Origin of the sequence: Providencia sp. PROV202 (genome assembly GCF_028479565.1) — a bacterium.
GTDB lineage: Bacteria > Pseudomonadota > Gammaproteobacteria > Enterobacterales > Enterobacteriaceae > Providencia > Providencia zhijiangensis.
Window position 1 is genome coordinate 23,871 of the sequence record NZ_JAMPNV010000023.1, and the last position, 26,107, is coordinate 49,977.

Genomic DNA, 26,107 nt, shown 5'->3' on the forward strand with positions numbered 1-26,107 from the left:
GTCATCTAACCCGCACCCTTCAGTGAAAGATGCGGATATCGGTTTATTCACTAATTTGACGATAGACCATTGGTGTCGCTTCTGGGGCTTTATCCCCAATAATCATAGCAGCACGAACTTCTTTCGCCGCCTCTTCCCATGATTTTTCGCTATTGGCATGAATGATCGCAAGTGGGGTTTGGGTATCAACTTTGCTACCTAATGCTGCGATATCACTTAAACCAACGCTGTAATCGATAGGATCAGAAGCTTTACGGCGACCACCCCCTAACGTTACCACAGACATACCCAGTGCTCGTGTGTCCATTTGTGTGATAATGCCCGCTTGTGGTGCGTAAACGGCTTTGCTGAGGACGGCAGTTGGCAGATATTTGCTGTAATTTTCAACAAAATCTTTCGGCCCTTTTTGTGCCGCAACCATACGACCAAACACTTCCGCCGCTTTGCCATTATCCAGTACCGCTTGTAATTTTTGACGGGCATCATCACGATCCGATGCCAACTTACCAGAAACTAGCATTTCCACACACAGCGCCATGGTGACTTCAAACAAACGTGGATTACGGTATTCGCCCGTCAGGAACTGTACAGCTTCACGGACTTCAACAGCATTACCTGCGCTAGATGCCAGTACTTCGTTCATGTCAGTTAATAACGCGGTAGTATTGCAGCCTGCGCCATTGGCGACTTGCACGATAGATTCAGCCAATTGCTCTGATTTTTCGTAGGTTGGCATAAATGCACCAGAACCCACTTTAACGTCCATCACTAACGCATCTAACCCTTCGGCTAATTTCTTACCTAAGATAGAAGCGGTGATAAGCGGAATAGAATCCACGGTTGCCGTGATATCACGAGTCGCATAGAAACGCTTGTCAGCAGGCGCTAGTGAGTTGGTTTGACCAATAATCGCCACGCCGACATTTTTGATAATGTCGCGGAAACGTTCATCATCAGGGAAAATATCAAACCCAGGGATAGCTTCGAGCTTATCAAGGGTTCCACCGGTGTGACCTAAGCCGCGACCGGAAATCATCGGAACATAACCACCACATGCAGCAACCATAGGTCCTAACATGAGTGAAGTCACATCCCCCACGCCACCTGTGGAGTGTTTATCCACGAGTGGACCATTAAGATTCAGTGATTTCCAATTTAATACGGTACCGGAATCACGCATCGCTAACGTTAGCGCGACACGTTCAGGGGTTGTCATATCATTGAAATAGATGGTCATTGCCAGGGCTGCAATCTGACCCTCAGAAACCGTGTTATCACGCACACCATTGATGAAGAAGCGGATCTCTTCTTCGCTTAATGGTTTGCCGTCACGTTTTTTACGAATAATTTCTTGAGCGAGAAACACAATAGGCTCCTTAATTCACATCGAATTCTTCGGCTAAATAGTCACGGCTGTTGCCCAAGTCAGATAGGGCAACAGTCTGATGTCACTAATAATTGCGATTATTAATAGCTGCTGGAGGATTTTTTAACGTCAAATCCCAGTGTATTTAATAAATTCGCTAATAAGCTAGATGCACCAAAACGGAAATGGCGAGCATCAGCCCAGTTATCGCCTAAGATTTTGCTTGCTAAGGCTAAATATTGTGCTGCTTCTTCAGCGGTACGAACGCCGCCAGCAGGTTTGAAACCAACACTTTTCGCAACGCCCATATCATGGATGACTTGCATCATGATTTCTGCGCTTTCTAAAGTGGCATTCACAGGCACTTTACCCGTGGATGTCTTAATAAAATCAGCACCTGCATTGATTGAAATTTCAGACGCTTTACGGATTAATGCGGCATCTTTTAGTTCGCCCGTTTCAATGATCACTTTCAGTAATACATTTGCAGCCGCGCAAGCATCTTTACATGCTTTCACTAAATCGAAACCGATTTTTTCATTACCAGCCATCAGTGCACGGTATGGGAATACAACGTCAACTTCATCCGCACCATAAGCAATGGCAGCTTTAGTTTCAGCTAAAGCAATCTCAATATCATCATTACCATGTGGGAAGTTGGTGACGGTCGCAATGCGGATATCTGGCGTTCCTTGGTCACGTAAGGTTTTACGTGCAATAGGAATAAAACGAGGATAAATACAGATAGCAGCGGTATGACCTGCTGGGCTTTTTGCCTGATGACATAAGGCGATCACTTTTGCGTCAGTGTCGTCGTCATTTAACGTGGTTAAATCCATCAGGGTCAGTGCGCGTTGCGCTGCTGCTTTTAAATCAGTCATATAACTCTCCAACGATGTTAATTCTTTCAGAACGATACGTTCTTTGTTGGCGAGCGGGCTTGTTCCATAAAGATGCTAGTTAGGTTTTCCAAACTCAGCAGCTGAGATCCATCTCACCGCACGATGCCCTAGAGCCAGTTGACTCTATGAACTATCAGTTCCGTGGCAACTTACTGTTACCTATTTGACCACGTAACTGGGGTATTTTATGCGCTACAAATCACATTTATCGACTGAACGTTACATTATTAAATATATATTCGTGAACGATATCACAATTTCACGAGCAATTGCTCACTCTTTATCAGCCATTATACAGGCTGCAACCTTCTCGTCTTAAATTGATTACGTTAAGAATAGTTGAAAAAGTAAGAGTTACGATAAAAACCAGAAAAAGAATATCGCAGAAGAAAATGACAGCGGAAAGACAAATCGCCTTTCCGCTGCAAACAGGGGGATTACATTGCGGTCATTGCAGCTAATGTTAAGAAGAAGCCTGCAATCGTTGCACTCATTAAGTTAGAGAGTGTACCCGCCATAACGGCTTTCATACCTAAACGAGCTACATCACTACGGCGATTTGGTGCCATTCCACCTAAGCCACCCAGCAAAATTGCCACAGAAGATAAGTTCGCGAAACCACACAGTGCGAAGGAAATAATCGCTTTAGTATGATCAGACAGAACTTGTTTGCCCGCCGCGATCACATCCGCATCGGCTTTCATATATTCACCGAAGTTCATGAAAGCAACGAATTCGTTCACAACCACTTTTTGCCCAATGAAAGAACCGGCAATTGTTGCTTCGCTCCACGGCACACCAATCAGGTATGCGATTGGGGCAAATACCCAACCTAGTAATAATTCAAGGGATAATTGCGGATAGTCAAACCAGCCACCCACACCACTTAAAATACCGTTAATTAACGCAATTAATGCGATGAATGCCAGTAACATTGCACCTACGTTCAGAGCCAGTTGCATACCGGATGCTGCGCCAGATGCGGCTGCATCGATGATGTTAGCTGGACGATCTTCTTCTGCCACTAAATCTTTAGCATCCACATTATCTTTAGCAACTTCAGTTTCAGGAACCATTAGCTTAGCAAACAGTAATCCACCCGGCGCCGCCATGAAGGATGCAGCAATCAGATATTCCATTGGAACACCCATTTGCGCATAACCCGCTAATACTGAACCCGCTACAGACGCTAAACCACCACACATGATGGCAAACAGTTCAGAATTAGTCATGGTAGAAATATAAGGGCGAACAACCAGAGGCGCTTCCGTTTGACCAACGAAAATGTTCGCGGTTGCAGACAGTGATTCGGTTCTTGAAGTTCCCAGTACTTTTTGCAGACCACCACCTAGAATTTTGATGACCAGTTGCATGATGCCGAGGTAATACAGGACGGCAATCAGAGATGAGAAGAAGACGATGATAGGTAATACACGGAAAGCAAAGATAAAGCCGCCGCCGCCAAATAATTCAAACATTTTATCGGAAACTAAACCACCGAAGATGAAGCTCATCCCATCTTGACCGTAACCGATAACTTTAGAAACGCCGTCAGACATGCCTTGTAAAACGCTACGTCCCGCAGGGGAGTAAAGAACGAATGCGCCGATAGCGACTTGGATTAAAAAAGCACCGCCGACTGTACGAAGTCTAATTGCGCGACGATTGCTGGAGAAGAGAACGGCTATCGCAATAAGCACCGCCATCCCAACAATACTCAAAATGAGTTGCATGGAAGTATCCCTGTTCACTTAATTCTAGGTTAATGTATAAAGAAACTCGCAAGATTCCACGAATCTTAGTTCGATGATTATAACCAGTCATCATTAATAACCCCCAACATTCATCACAAATCCAAAGTGCAATAAGCAACATAAATTCAAATATTGTGACGAAACTCACAATAGAGGATCAGTTTCGTCTGGAAAGGCACTAATGCGATAGTCGAAGAGATAAAAAGCTGAATGGATTTACTCGGATAAATACATAAAATACTTAAGAAATAATTATTAATCGGCTAATTATAATCTAAATTAGATTAAATAACGTCCGGCTATTGTTGTAAAGTTGTTGTGCTATTTCATCCGGAGATTCGTGGCGCAGCTCACACAAAGACTGAAATACCCACTGAATACGCTCTGGTCGATTAGGTTCACCTTGAAAACCGGATACAGGCATATCCGGTGCATCTGTTTCAAACACAAGACAACTTAGCGGGAGTTGAGCCATCACTTGGCGAGTTTTATTCGCGCGCTCATAAGTAATTGTCCCCCCGACGCCAATGTAATACCCCAGTTTCACAAAACTTTCGGCTTGAGAAAGGCTGCCAGCAAAACCATGCACTACACCACGTGCAGGGACTTCGTAGCGACGTAACATCGCAACCAATTGGTCATGAGTTTTTCGTGAATGCAAAATAACGGGTAAGTCAAACTGCTTAGCTAACTTCAACTGGCGCTGAAGCAATATTTGTTGCCTTTCAAATTGAGGATCTTCCATATAAAGATCAAGCCCAATCTCTCCTACTGCCACGCATTTCTGGCTTTTGCGCATCAGAAAATCCGTCAATTTTTCAAAGTGTGATTCTTGAAACTGGCTTAAATATAGTGGGTGAAATCCCATTGCTGCGTGGAGTTGAGAATACTCATGCGCTAAATTCCAGATGCGTTGAAAGTTATCCTGACTCACCGCAGGAATAATAATATCCGTAATTCCACCTTGCTTCGCGGTTTCTAGGCTTTCTGTAAGTGCCTCACTGAACGGGGGAAAATCAAAATGACAGTGAGTGTCGATAAATTGAATATTATCACTCATGAGCAGGATTGCCTTGCAGGGCGCTAGCACTTGCTGCCTCGGCCGTCTTTCCTGCTAATAAAGACTCTCGCTGATCTTCCCTATGCATCAATTCTAATGAGTTGGTGTTCTTAGAAAATCGACTGAAATCAGCATCATTACTCGCAAACTGTTGAGCTAATGCTGCAATAAAGTAACGTCCACAGCGTCGTCCGACATGGTAATCTTGATTTAAGGCATTAATTTTACTGCCTAAAGCACTGCTTTTCAGTGGTGTCGGTGGGTATATTTCAAAAATCTGCACGCCATCGGGTGGATTTTCGATGAATTCCTGCGTTTTTCGATAGCTCTTCAAGTGAACTTTTAGCATGGCTGCCATGCGTTGCAGCGCCGAATTATCACCTTCAAGCCAACGAGTCATTCGTTTTACCCATTCGGGCGTAAAGTACATCTGAGAAGGTACAGTGCGGATCACAACAATTGTATCCGCTCCACGCCGATAAGCTTCCTCTACAGGAATCGCGGCGCTTATCCCTCCATCGTGGTATCGCACGCCGCTATATTCTACGCCAGTTCGATAGAATCCTGGAATGGCGCTGGAAGCACGAATGATATCCAACCAAGAATCCGCATCTGGCTGCAAAAATGCAGCGGAAAAATCATCGCTACGACTGGCTCCCATATAGAATTCACGGCCAGAATTTAACAATTCAAGCCCTGCATCCATATTAAGTGGAAACTCTTTCGCCGTCGTTTCAATCAACCAATCAAGGTCAATTAAGTTTCCTCCACGAATAAATCTTAGCGGGTTAAAAAAATTAAGATTCGTGGTATAGCGAGTAATCACTCGGCGGGCATATCCGGCTTGACCACAAATATAAGCGGATAAATTTTGGGCGCCCGCAGACGTCCCTATCATCAAATCAAAAGGGTTAAAGTTTTCTATCAGAAATTCATCCAATACACCGGCCGTAAAAATACCACGCTGACCGCCACCTTCGCAGATAAGGGCAGTTTTTCTTCCGTTAATTTCATCAGAAAACGCGAGTGGCTCAATCGTGCCTAAAGTGACAGGAACATGCTTTCCCATAGTAACCCTTTCTCTATATTGACGTGTCTCTAAACAATCTCACAATAAATCAGATTAAAACAAATGATTCTCATTAAACTGTTTTTCTCAGGAAGAGCAAATAGCAAAATGAGCTTTCGACTGAAAGCTCATTTAAAATAAATTACTTGTTCGTCAGAACTAAACCATTCTGTACTGATTTTACCCCTTTCGCGGTTGATGCAATCTGTACAACTTGATTTATCTGCTCACTAGATTTGAGAAAACCAGAGAGGTAAACCACACCTTGAACAGTTTTTACTGACACGCTATTACTTGGGAGCCCACTGGTACCTAAGAGTTTGCTTTTAATATCCGCAGTAATGGAAGAATCATCGATATAGGTATCGGTACTTTTCACACCACTTGAGATGGCATTACCTGTATCTTTGCCTGCCATTTCAACAGTTTTAGCTGCGCTGTCCCAAGTTTCTGAAGCTTGTTTTTTCAAGGCGCTATCAGATGATGAACTACAAGCAAAAAGTGCCCAGCTCAACCCAATGACACCTAAAGAACGTAAAACGGCGATCTTTTTCATTGGAACCTTCCTCTTGGTATGATTAATAAACTAACAATGTCATAGCCTAAGTAAAAAGTAGATAAAAATAAAGTCAAATAACTCATCTTCAAGAGTATGACCCAAGGTAATTTTCACTTTTGAGAGAAAAACTCTTAATTGGATGATTTAAATAAGAAATTAAGAAATAACTGTCTAATATCTCTCAATGAGAAAAACAGAAAAAGGGTGCCTGTATCACCTAACCCACAATCAGAGAGAAATGTGGGGGATTACTCCCCCACCAGACTACTCAACGCACAATAGAGTAGCTTGAACCATTGTGTTTCCACTGATTACATTGACCGAACAAAGTCGGTCTCGCAGCAACAGTGAAAGGCACAACACCGTGGCACACACGGTCATTAGCCCGATAAGAGCAAACTTGGTCATTCCTCTTGACTCCTGTACAAAAAGGAGACAGAATCCAATTGTCGGTTGGAGACTGCCTCGAGTTACTGTTAATGGAACTCGGGGCTTTCGTCTTTTTGGTCTCACAACTTATTGTTTACTTGAAGCAATCGTCTGCTTGAACCAAAATGATCCAAGCACCCACCGCCATCATAGCAGCATGCTCACCACAGAAAAATATCGATTCAATTAACTAACCAACTGATATTACATTCATTTTTAATGATTATTATCATTAATAACTATTAATTATGATAATAAATAGGCAATGGGATTTTTGAAGGGTTATCTAACTTGAAAAAGGGTGCCTGTATCACCTAACTTACAATCAGAGAGAAATGTGGGGGATTACTCCCCCACCAGACTACTCAACGCACAATAGAGTAGCTTGAACCATTGTGTTTCCACTGATTACATTGACCGAACAAAGTCGGTCTCGCAGCAACAGTGAAAGGCACAACACCGTGGCACATGTCGTGTTGGAGACTGCCTCGAGTTACTATTAATGGAACTCGGGGCTTTCGTCTTTTTGGTCTCACAACTTATTGTTTACTTGAAGCAATCGTCTGCTTGAACCAAAATGATCCAAGCACCCACCGCCATCATAGCAGTATGCTCTCCACAGAAAAATATCGATTCCATTATTTACCATATTGAATATATTGATAATTAATAGAATAAGTAACAAAAATGGCCAACTCAGTTGACCATTTCGATATAAATGAACTAATTAGAAATAATGATTAGTGTTCGCGCGTTTTGCGGAATCTCACTTCAGGATAACGTTCGCTGGTTAAGTTCAAATTAACCATTGTCGGCGCAATATAAGATAAATTGTCACCGCCATCTAAGGCTAAGTTCTGCTCATTTTTGCGCTTAAATTCTTCGAATTTCTTCACATCATCGCACTCAACCCAGCGAGCGGTAGAGACGTTAACCGCTTCATAAATCGCTTCAACGTTATATTCGCTCTTCAGGCGGGAAACCACCACGTCGAACTGAAGCACCCCTACCGCACCCACAATCAAGTCATTATTGATTAATGGACGGAAGACCTGCACAGCGCCCTCTTCGGATAACTGCACCAAACCTTTCAGCAACTGCTTCTGCTTCAGCGGATCACGCAGACGAATACGACGGAATAATTCAGGCGCAAAGTTCGGGATCCCGGTAAATTTAAGCTCTTCACCTTGGGTGAAAGTATCCCCAATCTGGATAGTCCCGTGGTTATGCAGACCGATGATGTCCCCTGCATAGGCATTCTCAACTTGAGAACGGTCACCCGCCATAAAAGTCAGCGCATCAGAAATCACAACATCTTTCTTAATACGCACTTGGCGCAGTTTCATCCCTTTTTCATAGGTTCCCGAAACGATACGCATAAAGGCAACACGGTCACGGTGTTTTGGATCCATATTCGCCTGAATTTTGAAAACGAAGCCTGTAAATTTCTCTTCAGTGGCTTCCACTTCACGCACATCCGTTTTACGTGCTTGCGGTGCCGGTGCCCACTCAACGAGACCATCAAGCATATGATCCACACCGAAGTTACCCAATGCAGTACCAAAGAATACAGGGGTCAGTTCACCCGCTAAGAATGCATCGTGGTCAAATTCATGGGAAGCCCCTTGAACTAACTCCAGCTCTTCGCGAAGCTGAGAAGCTAATTCATCACCAACAGCCGCGTCTAATTCAGGGTTATTTAACCCTTTAACGATGCGAACTTCTTGAATTGTATGGCCTTGACCTGTTTGATACAAAATGGTTTCGTCACGCAGTAAGTGGTAAACACCTTTGAATAACTTACCGCAGCCAATTGGCCATGTGATTGGGCAACAAGCAATTTTCAGCTCATTTTCCACTTCATCTAACAGCTCCATTGGGTCGCGAATATCACGGTCCAATTTGTTCATAAAGGTCAGAATTGGCGTATCGCGCAGGCGAGTAACTTCCATCAGTTTACGAGTACGATCCTCAACCCCTTTACCGGAGTCGATAACCATTAAGCAGCAGTCAACGGCGGTTAATGTACGATAAGTATCTTCCGAGAAGTCTTCGTGTCCTGGAGTGTCTAACAGGTTCACTAAGCAATCATTATAGGGAAATTGCATCACAGAGGTGGTGATTGAAATACCACGCTGCTTTTCCATTTCCATCCAGTCTGATTTAGCATGCTGGTTAGAACCGCGACCTTTTACCGTTCCCGCACGTTGAATTGCGTGTCCGAAAAGTAATACTTTTTCAGTGATCGTGGTTTTACCGGCATCGGGGTGAGAAATAATAGCAAACGTTCTACGGGTGCTAACTTCATGGAGAAAATTCTGATCTGTCATTTAACCGTTCTTTTCGTCTATATCCAGATTTGTATGGGCATCAGGAAGAGGCTCGAGATGGCTCTAAGCGCAGCAAATCCGTATTGTTAATCGTAATTGGCGGTTATTTTCGCAGATCTTGGGGTTATAAACAATCAGAGCCTGAAATGTTAGGCGCTCCACCCACAGGATGGAGCCCAATAAACTTACACCGACGCAGCCACTAACTGAGCAATTTCCAGCCCCAATTCTTGTGTGCTGGCGTTTCCGCCCATATCGCGAGTCAAGTGACGACGTTCTCGAATCGCCGTTTCAACCGCTGACATAATCGTATCGTGCATTTCTTGGCAACCGAGATGCTGCATCATCATCGCTGCCGCCCAGATAGTCCCTATTGGGTTGGCAATATTTTTCCCAGCAATATCTGGTGCGGAACCATGCACAGGTTCAAACATCGATGGGAACTGTTTTTCAGGGTTGATATTCGCGGACGGTGCAATCGCAATCGTCCCCGTACATGCGGGTCCAAGGTCTGACAAAATATCCCCAAATAAGTTTGAGCCCACAATCACATCATAAAACTCCGGCATCCTCACTAAGTTAGCTGCAAAAATATCAATGTGGAATTGGTCAACTTTCACATCCGGATACTGTTTTGCCATTTCAGCCACACGGCTATCCCAATACGGCATTGAGTGAAATAATCCATTGGATTTCGTGGCTGAACTTAAATGTTTTTTATCGCGAGAACGGGCAAGTTCGAAAGCATATTTTAAAATTCGGTCAGTCCCTTTGCGGGTAAAAATACTTTGCTGGGACACCATTTCATCTTCCGTCCCTTCATACTGAATTCCACCAATTGCAGAATATTCGCCCTCTACGTTTTCACGCACTACATAAAAATCAATATCACCCGGTTTTTTATCCGCCAGCGGGCATTTAATCCCTTCAAATAAACGGACCGGACGCAGATTCACATATTGATTAAAAGCACGGCGAATTGGTAGTAATAAACCCCATAAGGAAATATGGTCTGGAACTCCAGGGAACCCAACGGCACCTAAGAAAATAGCATCAAATTTTTTCAGTTGTTCTAAACCATCTTCAGGCATCATACGCCCTGTACGGTGATAGGTTTCACACGACCAGTCAAAGTGTGTAAAGTTAAGCTTTACACCGTGCTTTTGTGCTGCTGCCTCTAAAACACGTAATCCTTCAGGGATCACTTCCGTTCCGATTCCATCACCCGGAATGACTGCTATATTGAATTGTGCCATTTTCAACGCCCTTATTATTATCTATGCATGTTCTCCAGTTTATGGCTTGCTGTGATAAAGTATAGGCATGAACTGTAATCCCTAGGTTTACAAACTATGAACAAGCTACCTTTGCTTGAAGATATCCGTGTATTTGTCACGGTCGCCCGATTGATGAGCTTCTCCCAAGCGGCTGAACAACTATTAGTATCTCCAGCATATATATCGAAACGCATTAAGTTACTGGAAGAAAACTTAGGGCAAACGCTGTTTTTCCGTAATGCTCGCGCCATTCAATTGACGCCAGAAGGGAAAATTGTTCTGCGTAGTAGTGAGTTGTTACTGGAAGAATTGGAGCGTATGCAGGGAGAGTTACAAGCTTGTCGCGAAGAGATCCGCGGAGAACTGCGCATCAGTTGCAGTACAGGCTTTGGTAGCACCTACCTGAATCCCTTTATTCTAGCATTACGTGCTGATTATCCGCTTTTGGGTATTGATCTGACACTAACAGATCGTTCTGTCGATATCATCAGTGAAAATATCGATTTGGATATCTGTATTGGCGGCACCATTTCCGAGCAATTTATTGCACGCCGGTTAGCCCGCAATAGCCGAGTGCTTTGCGCCTCTCCCGCGTATATTCAAAAATATGGGCAGCCTTCTTTACCCCAAGAACTTGAACAAAAACACTTGTGTATTGCCATCAAAGAGCGCAATCAAGCTCCCGCAATCTGGAAATTAGAGCACCAACAAGAAAGCATGACCATCACGCCGAACAGTAAATTAATGGTCAATAACGGCGAAGTCGCCAAACAATGGTGCCTCAGCGGTGAAGGGATTTTATTACGTTCACTTTGGAGTGTACTCCCTGAACTTCAGTCAGGAAAACTAGTGCGCGTTCTACCGCAATGGCATCAAGGTGCTGATGTTTTTGCTGTTTATTCACGTAGTTTACGTAATAGTGCTAGTCTTAGAGTTTTCATTGAAAATCTTGAAAAGTATCTCGCCACCCATTTACCACCCATCTTTGGGGATGAATATAACCAATTGGATGCCCATTAATGACCGAACCAGAGACTTTTAAAGAGCGCTTACTCAAGCTATTGAAACAGAAAAAAATGAGCCAGTTAAAAGTTGGGGAACAACTTGGCGTTTCCCGTACTGCTGTCAATAAGTGGACAAAAGGCGGCATGATTGACGAAGATAATCTCAATAAGCTGGCTGATTTACTCGATGTCGATAAGATTTGGCTCAAGTATGGTGAATACACGCAATCCCAACATTCGCTATCTGGAGTAGGCGGCACGCGCAATATCAATGAAGTGCATTTACAAGAATCGGCGGAGATCGTCACTTGGGAATGGGATTTATTGACTGGTGAGCTGAATTATTCCGATAACGTTGAAGCGGTGTATGGCATAAAAATTACCACCAACGAAGATTTCTGGGCGTTAATGGATCCGACATCCAAAGATAAGCTGGTCAATGGTTACTCCAAAATTATTAAAGAAGGTGGCGCCCATGAGATGGATTTTAAAATCAACTGGGAAGGTGACTACCGTTGGATCACATCCAGAGCTGCTGGCGTCAAAGGCCCTAACGGCAAAGTCACAAAATTAGTTGGGATCAGCTTGGATAATACTGAGCGTAAAAACAATGAGTTACGTCTGCGAAAAATCAAGTGCTACTTTGATGTGCTACTGACTCACTTCCAGCACTTAGTTGCCTTTACCGATACAGCCGGAGAAATCCTCGCCAGCAATCTTAAAAGCCAATCAACAGATATTGATTATTTAGCCTTACAGCGCCTTCTTTATCAATTAGCCATTAATCATAAAACGTGGCTCGACGATGTTATCCAAACAGGCCGTGGGCAAATTGTGTTTCAGGACAAGCAGATCACCGCCTATCATCATCTTAATGATGAGCATCAATCCTTCTTAATGTTTGAATTAAAACCATCATAAATAACAGTAAAAACCCCAGTGATTAAGCTGGGGGTTTCGCGGCGATAAACCTAAGAAATCGTGATTATAAATCTAACACCAGCCGTTTTCCTTTCGCCCGAGACACACACAGCATCATGGTTTTTTGCTCCGCTTTCTCATCATCGTCCAGATACAAATCGCGATGGTCCGCTTCCCCTTCCAAAATTGCCGTTTCACAGGTTCCACAAACGCCATTGCGGCACATGCATTCCACTTTTATGCGCTTATCCGCTTCGATAACCTGCAAAATAGATTGGTCTTCCGCAACCTGTATACTGAATCCTGAACGCTGAAAATGCACTTCAAAAGAGTCTCCCTCACTCGCCACTTCGCCAAAATTTTCAAAATGCACTTGTGCGCTGCCAAGGTGTTGATTGCCCTGTTCAATGGCTTCATTAATCAGTCTTTCAGGGCCGCATACATACACATGGCTATTTTTAGGTTGGGATTGAATTAATGTGGTAACGGACATCCGTTGGCCTTGGGATTTATCATAGGTGAATAAACGAGCACCAATACGCGCCTGCAATTCATCAACAAACGCCGCCGTCGCTTTATCACTGAACCCGTAATGAAGCTCAAAATCCATTCCTGAGTGCTCAAGCTCATACAAGTAGGATAAAAATGGCGTGATCCCAATCCCTCCTGCGATCAAAATATGTTTGCTGTCCTGCTCTTGCGCTAATGCGAAAAAATTTTGCGCAGGGGATAAATAGAGTGCATCCCCCTGCGCAATGTTATCGTGCATGAAAACAGAACCCCCTTTCGAGTTCTGGTCACGCAAAACAGAGATACAGTAACGATCGCACTGCTGAGGGTCGCTTATTAATGAATAAGCTCGTTGTAGTCCAGCTTGTTCATCCATGTGAACCGTGACATGGCTCCCCGCGCTAAACGGGCTAAGTTGCCCTTCTTGCGCCACGAATTCAAACATTTTAATGGTTGGGCTGACCTGTTCAATTCGGCTAACATTCACCGCTATTTTTTGTTGGCTCATCACAGTTCCTTTTTCCGTTACGCGATATCAAGGCACAGATATTTGATGCTTAAATAATCATCGATACCATAATGGGAGCCTTCTTTACCTAACCCCGACTGTTTAACCCCACCAAACGGAGCCACTTCGTTAGAAATCAAACCGGTATTGATCCCTACCATGCCGCTTTGCAGCTTTTCAGCCACTCGGTAAATACGGTTTACATCCCGAGAAAAGAAATAAGCGGCTAAACCATAAATAGTGTTATTGGCACGGCGAAGCACTTCATCTTCATCACTAAATCGAATTAATGTCGCTATAGGGCCAAAGATCTCTTCATGAACGATATCCATTGAATCATCGGCATCCACCAGCACTTTCGGGTTGATAAAGTGACCGTACTCCTCAATTTCAGAACCTAATGCCACTCGGCGTGCGCCTTTAGCAAGAGCATCCTCAAGAAGTTGATTCATTCCATCAATCGCCTTCGTGGTGATCATCGGCCCAATATCGACCCCGGCATCCACACCATTGCCGACTTTTAACTTGGCAACTTGCGCTACAAACTTGCGTTCGAATTCATCAAAAATGGCATCATGAAGATAAAAACGGTTAACGCAGACACAAGTTTGCCCACCATTGCGGAATTTGGCTTGAATAGCGCTAGTGACTGCTTTATCAATATCCGCATCGTCAAAAACAATAAATGGTGCGTTTCCGCCTAATTCAAGCGACGTTTTCTTGATAGTCGATGCGCACTGCTCCGCTAATACACGCCCCACTTGGGTGGAGCCCGTAAAAGAAAACTTACTGATCAGTGGATGTTTGGTCAGTCTTTCCCCCAGAATACGAGATTCCCCGGTGACCACATTAAAAATACCCGCAGGGATCCCCGCTTCATCAGCAAGTTGAGCCAATGCTAATGCGGTAAAGGGTGTTTCGGTGGCCGGCTTGATGATGATACTGCACCCTGCTGCAAGTGCCGGCGCCGCTTTACGCGTGATCATCGCTGCAGGGAAATTCCAAGGCGTAATCGCGCTGCACACGCCAATGGGTTGCTTGATCGTAGAAAGGCGATTTGTTCCAACGATTTGTGGAATCGTTTCCCCATAAACACGCTTACCTTCCTCTGCAAACCACTCAATAAAAGAGGCTGCATAACGAATTTCGCCTTTTGCTTCATGCAGCGGCTTACCTTGCTCAAGGGTCATCAGCAACCCAAGATCATCAATATTTTCCTCAATCAATTCAAACCAACGGCGCAAAATAATTGAGCGCGCTTTCGCGGTTAATTGGCTCCATCCCGCCATCGCGGTATGAGCTTGCTCAATGGCTTCATCAACCTGTGTCGCTGTTAGGCTGGGGATTGTCCCCAGCACTGTTTGAGACGCCGGATTGGTCACGGGAATTTTGTTCTCCGTTTCTACCCAGCAACCATTGATATAGCAGGCTTGGCGAAATAGCACAGCATGTTTTAACCTGTTCATCGTCACGTCTCCCATCCCTTGCGATTATTCTGTGTGAGCGCCAGCCACAATTTTGTGGAAGTGGGCAACACCGTGCTCGCTGATCCCACTACGTTGTCTATCGGCCATAATGCGTCCTTGACCACGATACCCACGGGAACGCAGGCCTTTTTGTACACTCTCCACCAAACGCAAATCTTCAGGGCGGAATACCGTGCGGTACCATTCCACTAAATTTTTCTGATATTCCGTCAGTTCTTCATTCAAGAAATAGATATCGTAATGCTGCAATGTCTCGCCCGCATTCACCGGGAATTCATAAATCACGGTCATAAAATCGCCGCCAGGAGGCATATTAAACATGGTGCTTGGCCAAATCCAAAAACCAAAGAAGCGCGGGTCTAATACTGACTCATCGAACTGATAAGAGGATTCAGAGGGCTTGGCTTTACCGATTTGTACCGTCCAATTATCTTTAAGCAGATGCTCATACACATTCACATCCACAGAACTGGCAAAGCTAACGTGGTTAGTCGGGCAGTGATAGCATTCAATGTAGTTATCAACGATGGTTTTCCAGTTAGCCGGAGTATGGCTAACAAAACGCGCTGCTAATTTCAGGTCATTGATAACCGAGCACGCTTCTTCCATTTTTTCGGCTAAACCGGGTAGCTGCTCTTCAATTGGTTGAGGCACACCGTCCGTCAGGTTTACATAGATAAAGCCTGCGTGTTCAGTCACATGGAAAGAACTTAATGACATCGCATTCGCTTCAAAGTTATTCACATTTTCGCAGTTAGTTGCATGTGCCAACTGCCCATCCAACTTGAATGCCCAAGCATGATAAGGGCAGGTAATCACGTTTTTCATTTTCCCGCCATCACCGCTAATCAACTGATGACCACGATGCGGACAAACGTTATAAAATCCGCGCAAAACATCATCACGACCACGAACAATCACAAGGCTTTCACCAATTAATTGGCGAGTAATATAAGCATTTTTTTCTTTTACTTCACTCACATGACCAACACAAACCCATGAGTTAGCAAAGATTTTTTCTTTTTCAAAATCAAAAATGTCTTCGGATGTGTAATAACGTGCAGGGATAGTCCATGCATTATCTATATCAAGGTGATCATTAATCGAAATGACTTTAGCTGCATTGCTCATAATTGCCCTCTCACTTGTAAACTTATAGTTAACATCTTTTAGGCGGATGTTAACGAAGATCGCAATAATGATCAAACAAAATCTCAACAGGTTTTACAAATAAAATTATTTATAATTTAATTCAATACCTTGCATCGTAATTTAATAATTTCAATGTTAATACTTGGTTAATTAATTGTTGACTGAGCAATCTTTGCATGGCTATCCTCTGTAAACCCAAAGTAAGCATCACCTGCAAAATAACGACTCAACAAAAGCGATAATAAAGAAGTGAGCAACTGGAGAAGAGGTATGATGAATCATAAAAGGTCTGTATTTTACGTATCCCTCGCCTTTAGCCTGATCCTTATAGGCTTAGGGGCTTTTATTCCCGACAAACTGGAAACATTTTCACACTCGGCCCTGAGCTTTATCTATAACAACTTAGGTTGGTTTATTCTCGGCGCCGTTTTCATTTTTTTTAGCTTCTGTATGTACCTGGGATTTTCGAAGTTTGGTCATATTCGCTTAGGCGATGATAATGACAAACCGGAATACAACACGGCCACTTGGGTCGGTATGCTGTTTAGCGCATCGATTGGGATCAGCTTGGTATTCTGGGGCGTCGCCGAACCCGTTTCTTACTATATTAGCCCGCCAATGGGACCAGGAATGACGGAGCAATCCGCAAAAACAGCGATGCAATATGTCTACCTGCATTGGGGCGTTTCGGCTTGGGCTTGCTATGCCTTAGTCGGAGTTTCTTTAGCCTTTTTCCAGTTCAGAAAAAAATTGCCCTCTTCATTAAGTTCCGTGTTTTATCCATTAATTGGCGATCGTATCAAAGGGTCAATTGGAAAATGGGTGGATGTACTGGTCGTGTTATCCATAGTGATTGGTATCGCTACATCCCTCGGGTTTGGTACGTTACAAGTCAACAGCGGAATGCATTATCTGTGGGATTTGCCTGTTAGTATTTATATTCAAATCGCGATTATTGCCGTTGTGACTGTTATTTATATCGCCTCGACCATTTCAGGATTACAGGGCGCCATTAAGCACCTTTCGAACCTCAACATGTTGCTTGCCTTCGCATTAATGGGGTTTATTCTGTTTGCCGGCCCAACACAAACTATCTTGAAAGTACTGTTCCAAGGTATCGGGGATTACATGCAAAATTTCGTCAGCATGTCATTTCGTACTGAGCCTTATAATGATGGTTCGTGGATTGCTAACTGGACACTGTTTTATTTCGGCTGGTGGATTGCATGGGCGCCATTAGTGGGTAGCTTCGTTGCGCGTATTTCCAAAGGTCGTACAATCAAAGAGTTTATGATTGGTGCCGTATTTATTCCGGTGTTAGGTTCATTTGCTTGGTTTGCGGTGATGGGCGGCTCAGCCATCCATATCATCCAAAATCTCGGTGAAGTAGCCTTAGCGGATGCAGTCAAAACCGATGTCACGTCTGCACTGTTTAAATTCTTAGATTATTTCCCAGCACCAACGTTAATCAGTATCTTAGCCATGGTCTTGGTGATGGTGTTCTTTATTACATCAGCAAACTCAGCGGTATTCGTCTTAGGTATGGTCAGTGAGAATGGTAATCCAAATCCAAGCCATGTGACCAAAACTATCTGGGGAGTGGTCATTGCGGCGATTGCTATCGTGCTTATCATGACGGGAGGACTCACTGGTTTACAGTCCGCACTTGTCGCCACCGCAATCCCACTTTCGGTGTTAATGTTGATTATGTGCTACTCAACCTATAAAGGTCTGAATGAAGAAGTCAAAGCAACGACCAAAGTCAAAAGGAGCCTGAAAGAAAAAGTTGGGCGCTTGAGAAAACCTATCTTCACGGAAACAGAGAAATCGTAAATGATAGGCTCGTGAAGGTTATAAAAAACCACGGTGGCTTCAGGGCTACCGTGGTTTTTCTTTAGAAAAATGTATTACGCTTTTTGACTAAACATATCTTCACTGAACAAGGTTAATGCCAGTACTAACGCATCTTCTCGGCCTGTTTTCGTTGGATAATAATCTTTACGCACAGTAGCCTGTTGAAAACCGAGTTTGTCATACAGATGAATGGCAGAGGTGTTCGATTCTCGCACTTCCAGCCATAGCGTTGAAATTCCTCGATTAACAAGGTCGTTAATTAATCTTTCCAATAACATACGCCCATAACCACGCCCTTGAAAATCAGGATGAATGGCAATGTTAAACAGCGTAGCTTCATCTAATACATACTGAGTTATTGCATACCCAACAATTTGATTATTAACTGATATTTTTAGATTATGGTACTTTTCACCTTGGTTTCCATAAAAAACTCGCTCAGTCCACGGAAAATCATGGCTTAACTTTTCAATTAAGAAGGCTGTAGCGAGATCAGATTGTTTGAGTGTTGAAATTTTCATCATATTGATAAATTTGTTTCCATAGTGCCTGTTTAGCATTGCTGCTTGCTATCAGTTCAGACAAAACAGGAGAAATAAATGTGACTTTTGAACCTTCGGGATGAATGCCATCCCCTATCACCCAACAAGGTATTGTTATTGGTGTTGGAATGAGTTTGAGCTGATCGGAATTAATGCATACAACGTCAATCTCATCGATCTTCATTGTGAGAAAAATATCTTTTAGCAGCTGGCTGTTTAAATCAAGGTTCTCATCAGTGATAATAATAAGCTTAGTCGACTCAGGAATGCGTACACCACGTTCACCACGTAACACAGCCGGATTTCTCACCATCCATTGAGTGATCCCCATTTGTTCTAAAAGTCTGTCACGTCGTGTCATTGCTTTACCCAGTCGTTAGTTAACAACCACATCTTATCAAAGGGGATTAATAGCGCCAACAGAGCAATGCTATTTATCTTTTTTCTGGTAAGGTAGTCCGCGTGGTTATATTCATTTTAGGAGATAGACAGAATATGTCATTACTGACACCCGCCAGCGAAGTTATTCAACGCCATTTAGAGCACTTTACCGATCGTCATGTTCTTTTGGCAGGCGATATTCAGGATGAACTGGGCGCAATTTTAGAAGCCGCCAGCGTGCGCGTGCTCACTAACCAGTACCATCGCTGGAAAAACTTACAGCCGGCATTGGGTGAAAATGTTCTGTTTTCTTCAACAGCAACTGCGGAATTCGTTAAACCTTGCGACACCTTAATTTACTTTTGGTCTAAGAACAAACAAGAAGCCGCGTTCCAACTTGATGACTTATGTACCCATCTTGCTGCTGGCAGCCAAATTTTTATCGTCGGCGAAAATCGCAGCGGCGTAAAAAGTGCCGACGCGATAATGGAAGGGATTGCGACACTGCAAAAAATTGACTCCGCACGCCGCTGTGGACTCTATTATGGTGAACTCGAGCAACCAACCGAATTTGATATTAAACGCTGGTGGCGTAACTATCAGGTTGATAACGTGAAAATTCATGCGCTTCCAGGTGTATTCAGCCATAACGAGTTAGATATCGGCAGTGATTTACTGCTTTCCACATTGACTGAGCCAATGAGCGGTAATGTGCTTGATCTGGCTTGTGGTAACGGCGTACTCGCTGCGGTTATCGGCTCACAAAATCCAGATGTCACCTTAACTCTGAGTGATGTCAGCGCATCCGCGATTGATTCCGCTACAGCAACATTAGCAGCCAACAACCTCACCGGTAAAGTGATCCCAAGCGACGTCTATTCCGATGTTGATGATAAATTTGATTGGATCATTTCGAATCCACCGTTCCATGATGGGATCAACACCAGTTATAACGCGGTAGAAACACTGATTTTCCAAGCACCTAAGCACCTGAAAAAAGGCGGACGCTTACGGATCGTAGCGAATGCGTTTTTACCATATCCTGATCTGCTGGATAAAGCGTTTGGCGGCCATGTGGTTCTGGCTAAGACAGGTAAATTCAAAGTTTACGAAGCCATTAAGCGCTAAAACAACGAAATTATCTCATTGTCGATTTTGTTTCTAACGGTCAACTTTATAAGTTGGCCGTTTTTTCATCAAACAAAATTACGCCGATAAAAATTTATTGACGTCTGCTCAAATTAGCCTAAAATCCGCAGCGTACTATTGATGCATGAGCAATTATGCAAAAGAGTTAGTATTGCGAGGGTGGCGGAATTGGTAGACGCGCTAGCTTCAGGTGTTAGTGTCCTATGGACGTGGGGGTTCAAGTCCCCCCTTTCGCACCACTTCCTCTTCATAATTTCAATTATCTATGCGTTGACTGCTCTTCGCTATCCGTATCACATAGTTATCTATGCTCAACGGAATAGCGGCGTTTGTCGCCTTTGTCTAATTGAAATTCTTTTGAGTAAGAAAGCTCATATCATAATTTCAATTATCTATGCGTTGAGCATGATGTAGACAAGTATCAATAGAAAGAATTTTGACAGTATTTGCGAGGGTGGCGGAATTGGTAGACGCGCTAGCTTCAGGTGTTAGTGTCCTATGGACGTGGGGGTTCAAGTCCCCCCTTTCGCACCACTGTTAATGATTCGTAGCCTTAATCTTCAAAAATTCAATCTTCAGATATTCAATTCTCAATAGCCATTCACGCAATATTCCTAACCTAGATATCGCTTAGATAATCTTAGCTTCGCATAATAAAAATCAGTAAAAAACACGCTAAAGACATCACCGCTGGAATAATGAGTAAACGCCGTGAACCTCGATTAAACAGCATGCCTGCCGTCGCAATCATCAATGTGATCATCGCCACTTTCAGTGGATCAAACCCCATATTGCTCAGCAAATACATAATACTCAGTAACACCACCGCGAAGACGCCCCACAAACCAGCACCAATACGCCGCAACCCTGTTGCTTTTGATACGCTAGTTCCCATAACGCCTCCCATTTATAGCTAACGAGTTTTTGGCTAACTCTTAATTAGCCTATAATTTTGCTAAAGATGATAATGATTATCAATAATATCTGCGTTTCTATAAAAATCAATCAAATTTTTGTGGGGAAAAATATCTCCCCACGGTGAAAATATCACTCAAAAATACAAACAAAGTGAATATCTTCAGGCTCTAGCGCAAACAGTTCAGGATCTGGCTTTTCGAGCAGTTCACAACCCATATATTGATAAAAATGCACCGTATTTTCGGAAGGGGTTGCAGAAATATACAACCCACCCGCGCCTTTCTCCAACGCCCTCTGCTGACAAAGTTTGAAAAGCTGGCCGCCCAGCCCTTCACCACGATATTGGTGACTAACATGAAGGAAAGAAAGTTGTAGCAAATCTAACTTTTCCCCGCGCCATACATTATCTAAACTGGCTGCGGCGATTAGGCTATCTTCATCAAAAACCCCAAAGAAAACAGCCCCGTTATCATAGCTAGCAAGTAAATACGGTGTATAAGCATCCGTTTCACCTTCAGGCCAACCTTTCATATCAAACCGCTGGGCAGATAACACTAATGTACCCTGCTGGTGAAGATAAAGATGTTCAATCAATTCAGTTCTATCAATCAACCACACATTTGGGATCTCATCCCGCGTGAGTTCACGTGTTATTCTCATTTTTATTGTTCTCTTAATACTTATATAAAGGCTATATAAATCGGATAGATAGCGAGCATACAGGCTACACAATAAAAAAGAAATCAGGGCATAAAGAAGGAAACTTAATGAGGATTTATTGGACTTTATAAACAAAAAAGTTCTCTGCAGCATCCTGCCACAGAGAACTTTTAACTACAGGGGTTGGTTTATTGCTTCAATCCCATCGCATCGCGCATGGTAAAGAACAAATCGGTTTGGTCGGTCAGACCCATCACGTTCGCGGCATGTGGACCATAAGCTGCAACACGTAGCTGAGCACCTGTATGCTCCTGTGAATCTTCTTCTTCAGAGTTACCGTAGTTCACGGTCATCACGGTACCGTCTTTTGTGATCAGCGCTTGAGTTAAGCCTGATGACTTAGTTCCGTCTGGAATAATTTGACTTGAATGAGAGTGGTCAGCCGTCACGATAACCAGCGTATCACCGTGCTTCTTAGCGAAATCTAAGCCAACTTGTACCGCTTGATCCAGCGAGACAGTCTCGCCGATTTGGCCACATGGGTTCGCTTTATGATCCTGTTTATCGATAGATGCGCTTTCAACCTGTAAGAAGAAGCCATTCGGATTTACTTTCAGTAAATCAATCGCTTTTTCCGTCATTTGCGCTAATGTCGGTGCATTCGGGTCTAACTTAGAATTCGGTTTACACTCTAAAGCTGCATTATTTAAGTTGCCGTGATAAGTGGCTTTTGGACCTTCCCACGCCACGGTCATGTTGCCATCATGGAACAGGCCTAACACTGGCTTATCTTGGTTAGCTTCTTTGATTGCATCGAGTGACTTAGCATCACGAACGATAGTGAATCCACGCTCTTCCGCTTGTTTTTCCAAGGTTTTCCCTTTGTAATCACCCGCTTTAGCTTCCTGCTTAAAGCTTTTCGCACCACCACCTAATGTGACATCGGCGCGGGTGATCATTAGCTGTTCAGAGATAGAACCACGACCGCCATTTTCTAATGCATTCGTTGCACATTTTTCGCTGGTTTCTTCTGGGCCGTAACATTTACGCCCCGTCACGTGAGAAAACTGAGCCGCTGGCGTTGCATCTTGGATTTCAGATGTCGTCACGTTGCCCGTTGCTTTACCATTACGTTTTGCAATTTCAATCAATGTGTCATGGTCGTTACCAAACACATCAATCCCTAAAGCGCCGTTATAGGTTTTCACACCGGAAGACCATGCCGTTGCAGATGCCGCAGAATCAGTGACATAGTCTGGTTTTTGTGTTTTCTTGTCTAATGCGTAATGGGTGTATTGCCCAGTGATTGGCAGTGCATCGATTCCTTTAAAGAAACCGCCAGCGCCTTCTGCATAGTTACGTGCGACAGTAATTTCAGAATCACCCATACCATCACCGATAAATAAAATAACGTTCTTTGCTTGACCATTATGCAGTGCTGCTTTCATGATATCCGTCTGTTCAGTCGATAAACGGCGAGCACCACCAAATTTAGTGATATCCCCTTTTGCAGCTCGACTTTCTGAAACTGCATCATTTTTATCCGCGGCATAAGTTGGGATTGCAGTTCCTAGAATTAACGTACTTACGGCGACGGCTAACATCGATTTTATAAAATGACCTGTCATAAGTTTTATCCTTGCCAATCAATAAGAAGAGTAAATAAGTATGCTTCGAATAGTTGACCAGCATGCTAGAGCAGCCAGATGACAGTTGAATGACGGTTTTATGTCGATATAAAGATGATTGTCATAAACATAGATACCATTAGCATGACAACCCTAAATGCGAAACGCCCAATCTGAGCGTTATCGAGGAGAAAAATTATGGCTGAGAAGCCTGTTGGTTCATGAGCTGAGAAATCAGCTGTAATGCACTTAACAAGCGATGACGCTGCTGCTCAGTCAAACGTAAATAACGCCTAGCAGCAGGGATCCGACTAACCATTTCCGATGCGGTATAAGGCTCAATTTCACACCGCCAAACCCCATTTTTGACAGCAATATGACAATGAGTGAAGTCTAGCTCTTCGAAAGTTTGGCGGATCACAGGGTACTGCTCCAAACTTTCGACCAAAAGTTTCCCATCCGTTTGTTGTGTCGTGAACTGAACGTGTTTTTTCCGCGCAGATCCTGCGGTTTTCACATCAATCTGTGCCATCAGCGCACTATCACATTTACCGGAAACTGCAAAACGGCTATGCACAATAAACGCCATAAACAAGGTTTTTACACGCTCAGTCACTTCCACTTTAATGCCTTGAGGCAATTGGATGAGGAGCACTCCAGGTGCCCCCCATTCACAAATATAAGGGGCGATATCTTTCTCTATCCGATTTAACGTTAACCCCGCTTGATACCCTGTCGGGAGGCGCTTTTGGGTTAACTTTTTCCACCATGATGACTTAGGCAAGGTTACGTAAAGGCTCAAGTTCCACCTCCTCTGCATTGTCATCTTCAAATGAGTTGGATAATACTTGTTCAACCGGAACAGGTTTAAATGGATTCACTCTCTGCACTAACACGGTCCAACCTAATGCATAACTCGCGGTTAATCCCAACATAATGGCAAATGGGATATACACATCCGCTTTATTCATGCCCGGCGGCGTGATGTAAACAATCGCTAGGATGATCCCCACACTCGAAATAATTTGTGGGATAGGGAAGAATGGTGAGCGATAAGCACGATGTAAATCAGGTCGACGAATACGCAATAGCACCACAGAAATCGTCACTAATAAGTACGCCGTTCCCCACGAACACACCGCCGCCAGAACCAGTGAAATAATACGGTCTAAATCCCCTTGGATAGCAAATGCGTGCAAACATGGGATCATCACCGCCACTAAAATACCGAACACAGGCGTTTTAAAGCGAGGGTGTAAATAAGCGAATACCTTTGGTAATGCACCATCTAACGCCATACCGTAAAGAATACGCGGAACTGCTGCCATTAAGGTGTTGATGGTCGCCCCACCCGCCAGCAATAATGCAATCCCAATCCAGTATTTACCGAAGTCACCCATGATTTGCCCAGCAAACGCAGGAATGGCCATTGGCGTTTCTAATAGACTCACACCATTTTGTGGATCGACAATCACGTTTTCGACTTGGTTAGTCAGTGCTGCACCAAACAAGAACATACAGAATGCTACGCCACATAAACCAATCGCCATCGCACGCGGGATCACTTTGGCTGAATTTTTAATTTCAGGCGCCATCGGTGTCACTAATTCACAGCCGACAAACATAAACATCGCCATTCCCACAAAGCTAAGAACAACGGTCGGGTCAGAAATATTCAGCCCTTGACCAAACCAGCCTTCTGCGGAAACGTGAAATGGCATCAGCAGCCCGCAAATACTGAAAATCACTAGCGTGCTCCACATTGCAAAAGTGAGCACCACTTCCACCTTACCAAAAGCTTCGATACCAAATGCATTCAGTAAGCCGAATGCCACGACTAAACCAACACCCACCATCCAAGAGGAGTTGTTGGTTTCCAGCACTGTATTCAGGCTTTCAAAGTTCACTAACGCCATAATACCGGACAGAATGGTCTCTGCGGTGCCAGCAAAAACGTGAACAATTAGATAGGCAGACAGCGCCCCTGTAATCGCCCAAAAACGACCCATACCGCAGGAGATATAGTCGTAAACAGAACCGGAGGTTGGTAAAATTGCCGCCGCTTCAGAGAATGTGGTTAATTGAGCCTGCATCATGATAAAGCTCAGTAAAACAGCTAAGGCAAAAGTATCACCGCCGATCCCAAAACCACTGGTTACAGTGAGGATCACAGGGCTTGCCATAATCACGCCAACCGAACTGGCGAGCGTGGTTGGAAAGCCGACCTTACCTTTTTCAATATGTGATGTTAATTTTGAGGATAAATTCATTTTGCTTCCCTCTCTCTGCTCACAGCCCGAATTGTGAATTTTTTGTAAAAACGAAGTGACTGCATTCTCACTATAGAAATAAGCACAAACATGTCGCCATCGTCCTTTAGAACGATACCCAGAGAGAGGGGCGCGCGCAGAGCCCAAGACGAAAAGTACCCTTTAAAAACTCAAGTAATATAATAATCATTTAAATATCAATGGTTAGTTAAAAATCACCTCATTAATATATTAACAAATACACTGCGAAAGATACCCAAAGGCAGCCAACTACCTCTAAGCGATAAAAAACAAGTTTTGAATAGTGTAATCAAGCTCACGTTATTAACATGTTTACTTTATGTTAACTGAATTAAATTGCATGATAGTAAACTGTA

The 26,107-nt window shown here is 43.7% G+C and carries 23 protein-coding genes and 2 tRNA genes; 6 read left to right on the forward strand and 19 right to left on the reverse strand.

Annotated features, from left to right (window positions below; all coding sequences use genetic code 11):
- Positions 1–43: 43 nt before the first annotated feature.
- The 9 genes from deoA to PR799_RS16795 form a co-directional block, all read right to left on the reverse strand.
- Positions 44–1,366 (reverse strand): thymidine phosphorylase, encoded by a 1,323-nt coding sequence (deoA, locus tag PR799_RS16750; protein WP_224060129.1) that lies wholly within the window; start codon positions 1,364–1,366, stop codon positions 44–46.
- Between the two features lie 101 nt (positions 1,367–1,467).
- The gene (deoC, locus tag PR799_RS16755) at positions 1,468–2,247 is read right to left on the reverse strand and encodes a deoxyribose-phosphate aldolase (RefSeq protein WP_154602795.1); all 780 of its coding nucleotides are present in this window, start codon (positions 2,245–2,247) and stop codon (positions 1,468–1,470) included.
- A 458-nt stretch (positions 2,248–2,705) separates the two neighbouring features.
- Positions 2,706–4,001 carry a NupC/NupG family nucleoside CNT transporter gene (locus tag PR799_RS16760; protein WP_154602796.1) on the reverse strand — a complete coding sequence of 432 codons (1,296 nt, stop codon included), beginning with the start codon at positions 3,999–4,001 and terminating at the stop codon, positions 2,706–2,708.
- 295 nt (positions 4,002–4,296) lie between these two features.
- A complete protein-coding gene (locus PR799_RS16765) occupies positions 4,297–5,082 on the reverse strand; it encodes a TatD family hydrolase (protein ID WP_154628360.1) in 786 nt (261 codons plus the stop codon).
- Entirely contained in the window at positions 5,075–6,151 is a 1,077-nt protein-coding gene (locus tag PR799_RS16770) for a patatin-like phospholipase family protein (RefSeq protein ID WP_272522913.1), read from the reverse strand. The genes PR799_RS16765 and PR799_RS16770 overlap by 8 nt, the downstream gene beginning before the upstream one ends.
- A 142-nt stretch (positions 6,152–6,293) precedes the next feature.
- The gene (locus PR799_RS16775) at positions 6,294–6,707 is read right to left on the reverse strand and encodes a BON domain-containing protein (protein WP_036950212.1); all 414 of its coding nucleotides are present in this window, start codon (positions 6,705–6,707) and stop codon (positions 6,294–6,296) included.
- Between the two features lie 267 nt (positions 6,708–6,974).
- Positions 6,975–7,118: a Hok/Gef family protein gene (locus PR799_RS16780; RefSeq protein WP_272522916.1), complete on the reverse strand. Its 144-nt coding sequence runs from the start codon at positions 7,116–7,118 to the stop codon at positions 6,975–6,977.
- 761 nt (positions 7,119–7,879) lie between these two features.
- Complete coding sequence (gene prfC / locus PR799_RS16790; RefSeq protein ID WP_036950211.1) at positions 7,880–9,469, reverse strand: peptide chain release factor 3; 1,590 nt, start codon at positions 9,467–9,469, stop codon at positions 7,880–7,882.
- A 185-nt stretch (positions 9,470–9,654) separates the two neighbouring features.
- Positions 9,655–10,725 carry a tartrate dehydrogenase gene (locus PR799_RS16795; RefSeq protein WP_272522921.1) on the reverse strand — a complete coding sequence of 357 codons (1,071 nt, stop codon included), beginning with the start codon at positions 10,723–10,725 and terminating at the stop codon, positions 9,655–9,657.
- Positions 10,726–10,821: 96 nt separating this feature from the next.
- Between PR799_RS16795 and PR799_RS16800 the strand changes: the two genes are divergently transcribed.
- Positions 10,822–11,766: a LysR substrate-binding domain-containing protein gene (locus tag PR799_RS16800; RefSeq protein ID WP_154627274.1), complete on the forward strand. Its 945-nt coding sequence runs from the start codon at positions 10,822–10,824 to the stop codon at positions 11,764–11,766.
- Positions 11,766–12,671 carry a helix-turn-helix domain-containing protein gene (locus tag PR799_RS16805; protein WP_272522923.1) on the forward strand — a complete coding sequence of 302 codons (906 nt, stop codon included), beginning with the start codon at positions 11,766–11,768 and terminating at the stop codon, positions 12,669–12,671. The genes PR799_RS16800 and PR799_RS16805 overlap by 1 nt, the downstream gene beginning before the upstream one ends.
- Before the next feature lie 64 nt (positions 12,672–12,735).
- Here the strand turns inward: PR799_RS16805 and PR799_RS16810 are convergent, their stop codons facing one another.
- Genes PR799_RS16810 through PR799_RS16820 form a run of 3 tightly spaced genes read right to left on the reverse strand, consistent with a single transcriptional unit; the run spans position 12,736 to position 16,307 of the window.
- Positions 12,736–13,689 (reverse strand): PDR/VanB family oxidoreductase, encoded by a 954-nt coding sequence (locus tag PR799_RS16810; protein ID WP_272522925.1) that lies wholly within the window; start codon positions 13,687–13,689, stop codon positions 12,736–12,738.
- A 17-nt stretch (positions 13,690–13,706) separates the two neighbouring features.
- A complete protein-coding gene (locus tag PR799_RS16815; protein WP_272522928.1) occupies positions 13,707–15,155 on the reverse strand; it encodes an NAD-dependent succinate-semialdehyde dehydrogenase in 1,449 nt (482 codons plus the stop codon).
- A 24-nt stretch (positions 15,156–15,179) separates the two neighbouring features.
- Positions 15,180–16,307 (reverse strand): aromatic ring-hydroxylating oxygenase subunit alpha, encoded by a 1,128-nt coding sequence (locus tag PR799_RS16820; RefSeq protein WP_272522929.1) that lies wholly within the window; start codon positions 16,305–16,307, stop codon positions 15,180–15,182.
- Between the two features lie 291 nt (positions 16,308–16,598).
- Between PR799_RS16820 and PR799_RS16825 the strand changes: the two genes are divergently transcribed.
- Positions 16,599–18,161 carry a BCCT family transporter gene (locus tag PR799_RS16825; protein ID WP_154637941.1) on the forward strand — a complete coding sequence of 521 codons (1,563 nt, stop codon included), beginning with the start codon at positions 16,599–16,601 and terminating at the stop codon, positions 18,159–18,161.
- A gap of 74 nt (positions 18,162–18,235) precedes the next feature.
- Here the strand turns inward: PR799_RS16825 and rimI are convergent, their stop codons facing one another.
- Together rimI and PR799_RS16835 are read right to left on the reverse strand one after the other, a co-directional pair.
- Positions 18,236–18,706: a ribosomal protein S18-alanine N-acetyltransferase gene (rimI, locus tag PR799_RS16830; protein ID WP_154627273.1), complete on the reverse strand. Its 471-nt coding sequence runs from the start codon at positions 18,704–18,706 to the stop codon at positions 18,236–18,238.
- Positions 18,675–19,085, reverse strand: coding sequence for a DNA polymerase III subunit psi (locus PR799_RS16835; protein ID WP_272522932.1), 411 nt, complete (start codon positions 19,083–19,085; stop codon positions 18,675–18,677). Before PR799_RS16835 ends, rimI begins: the two co-directional genes overlap by 32 nt.
- 134 nt (positions 19,086–19,219) lie before the next feature.
- Between PR799_RS16835 and rsmC the strand changes: the two genes are divergently transcribed.
- From rsmC to PR799_RS16850, 3 genes are all read left to right on the forward strand, one after another.
- Positions 19,220–20,233: a 16S rRNA (guanine(1207)-N(2))-methyltransferase RsmC gene (gene rsmC / locus PR799_RS16840; protein ID WP_154627271.1), complete on the forward strand. Its 1,014-nt coding sequence runs from the start codon at positions 19,220–19,222 to the stop codon at positions 20,231–20,233.
- A 174-nt stretch (positions 20,234–20,407) separates the two neighbouring features.
- Positions 20,408–20,493, forward strand: a tRNA-Leu gene (locus tag PR799_RS16845).
- Positions 20,494–20,702: 209 nt separating this feature from the next.
- Positions 20,703–20,788, forward strand: a tRNA-Leu gene (locus PR799_RS16850).
- Between the two features lie 106 nt (positions 20,789–20,894).
- Here the strand turns inward: PR799_RS16850 and PR799_RS16855 are convergent.
- The 5 genes from PR799_RS16855 to PR799_RS16875 form a co-directional block, all read right to left on the reverse strand.
- Positions 20,895–21,149: a DUF1435 family protein gene (locus PR799_RS16855; RefSeq protein WP_154627270.1), complete on the reverse strand. Its 255-nt coding sequence runs from the start codon at positions 21,147–21,149 to the stop codon at positions 20,895–20,897.
- Between the two features lie 152 nt (positions 21,150–21,301).
- Complete coding sequence (locus PR799_RS16860) at positions 21,302–21,832, reverse strand: GNAT family N-acetyltransferase (RefSeq protein WP_154627269.1); 531 nt, start codon at positions 21,830–21,832, stop codon at positions 21,302–21,304.
- A 188-nt stretch (positions 21,833–22,020) separates the two neighbouring features.
- On the reverse strand, positions 22,021–23,460 hold the full coding sequence (phoA, locus tag PR799_RS16865) for an alkaline phosphatase (RefSeq protein WP_272522935.1): 1,440 nt from the start codon (positions 23,458–23,460) through the stop codon (positions 22,021–22,023).
- A gap of 196 nt (positions 23,461–23,656) precedes the next feature.
- Complete coding sequence (locus PR799_RS16870) at positions 23,657–24,262, reverse strand: DUF3156 family protein (protein ID WP_272522937.1); 606 nt, start codon at positions 24,260–24,262, stop codon at positions 23,657–23,659.
- Positions 24,237–25,730, reverse strand: a complete 1,494-nt coding sequence (locus PR799_RS16875; RefSeq protein ID WP_272522939.1) for an APC family permease — start codon at positions 25,728–25,730, stop codon at positions 24,237–24,239. Before PR799_RS16875 ends, PR799_RS16870 begins: the two co-directional genes overlap by 26 nt.
- Between the last annotated feature and the right edge of the window lie 377 nt (positions 25,731–26,107).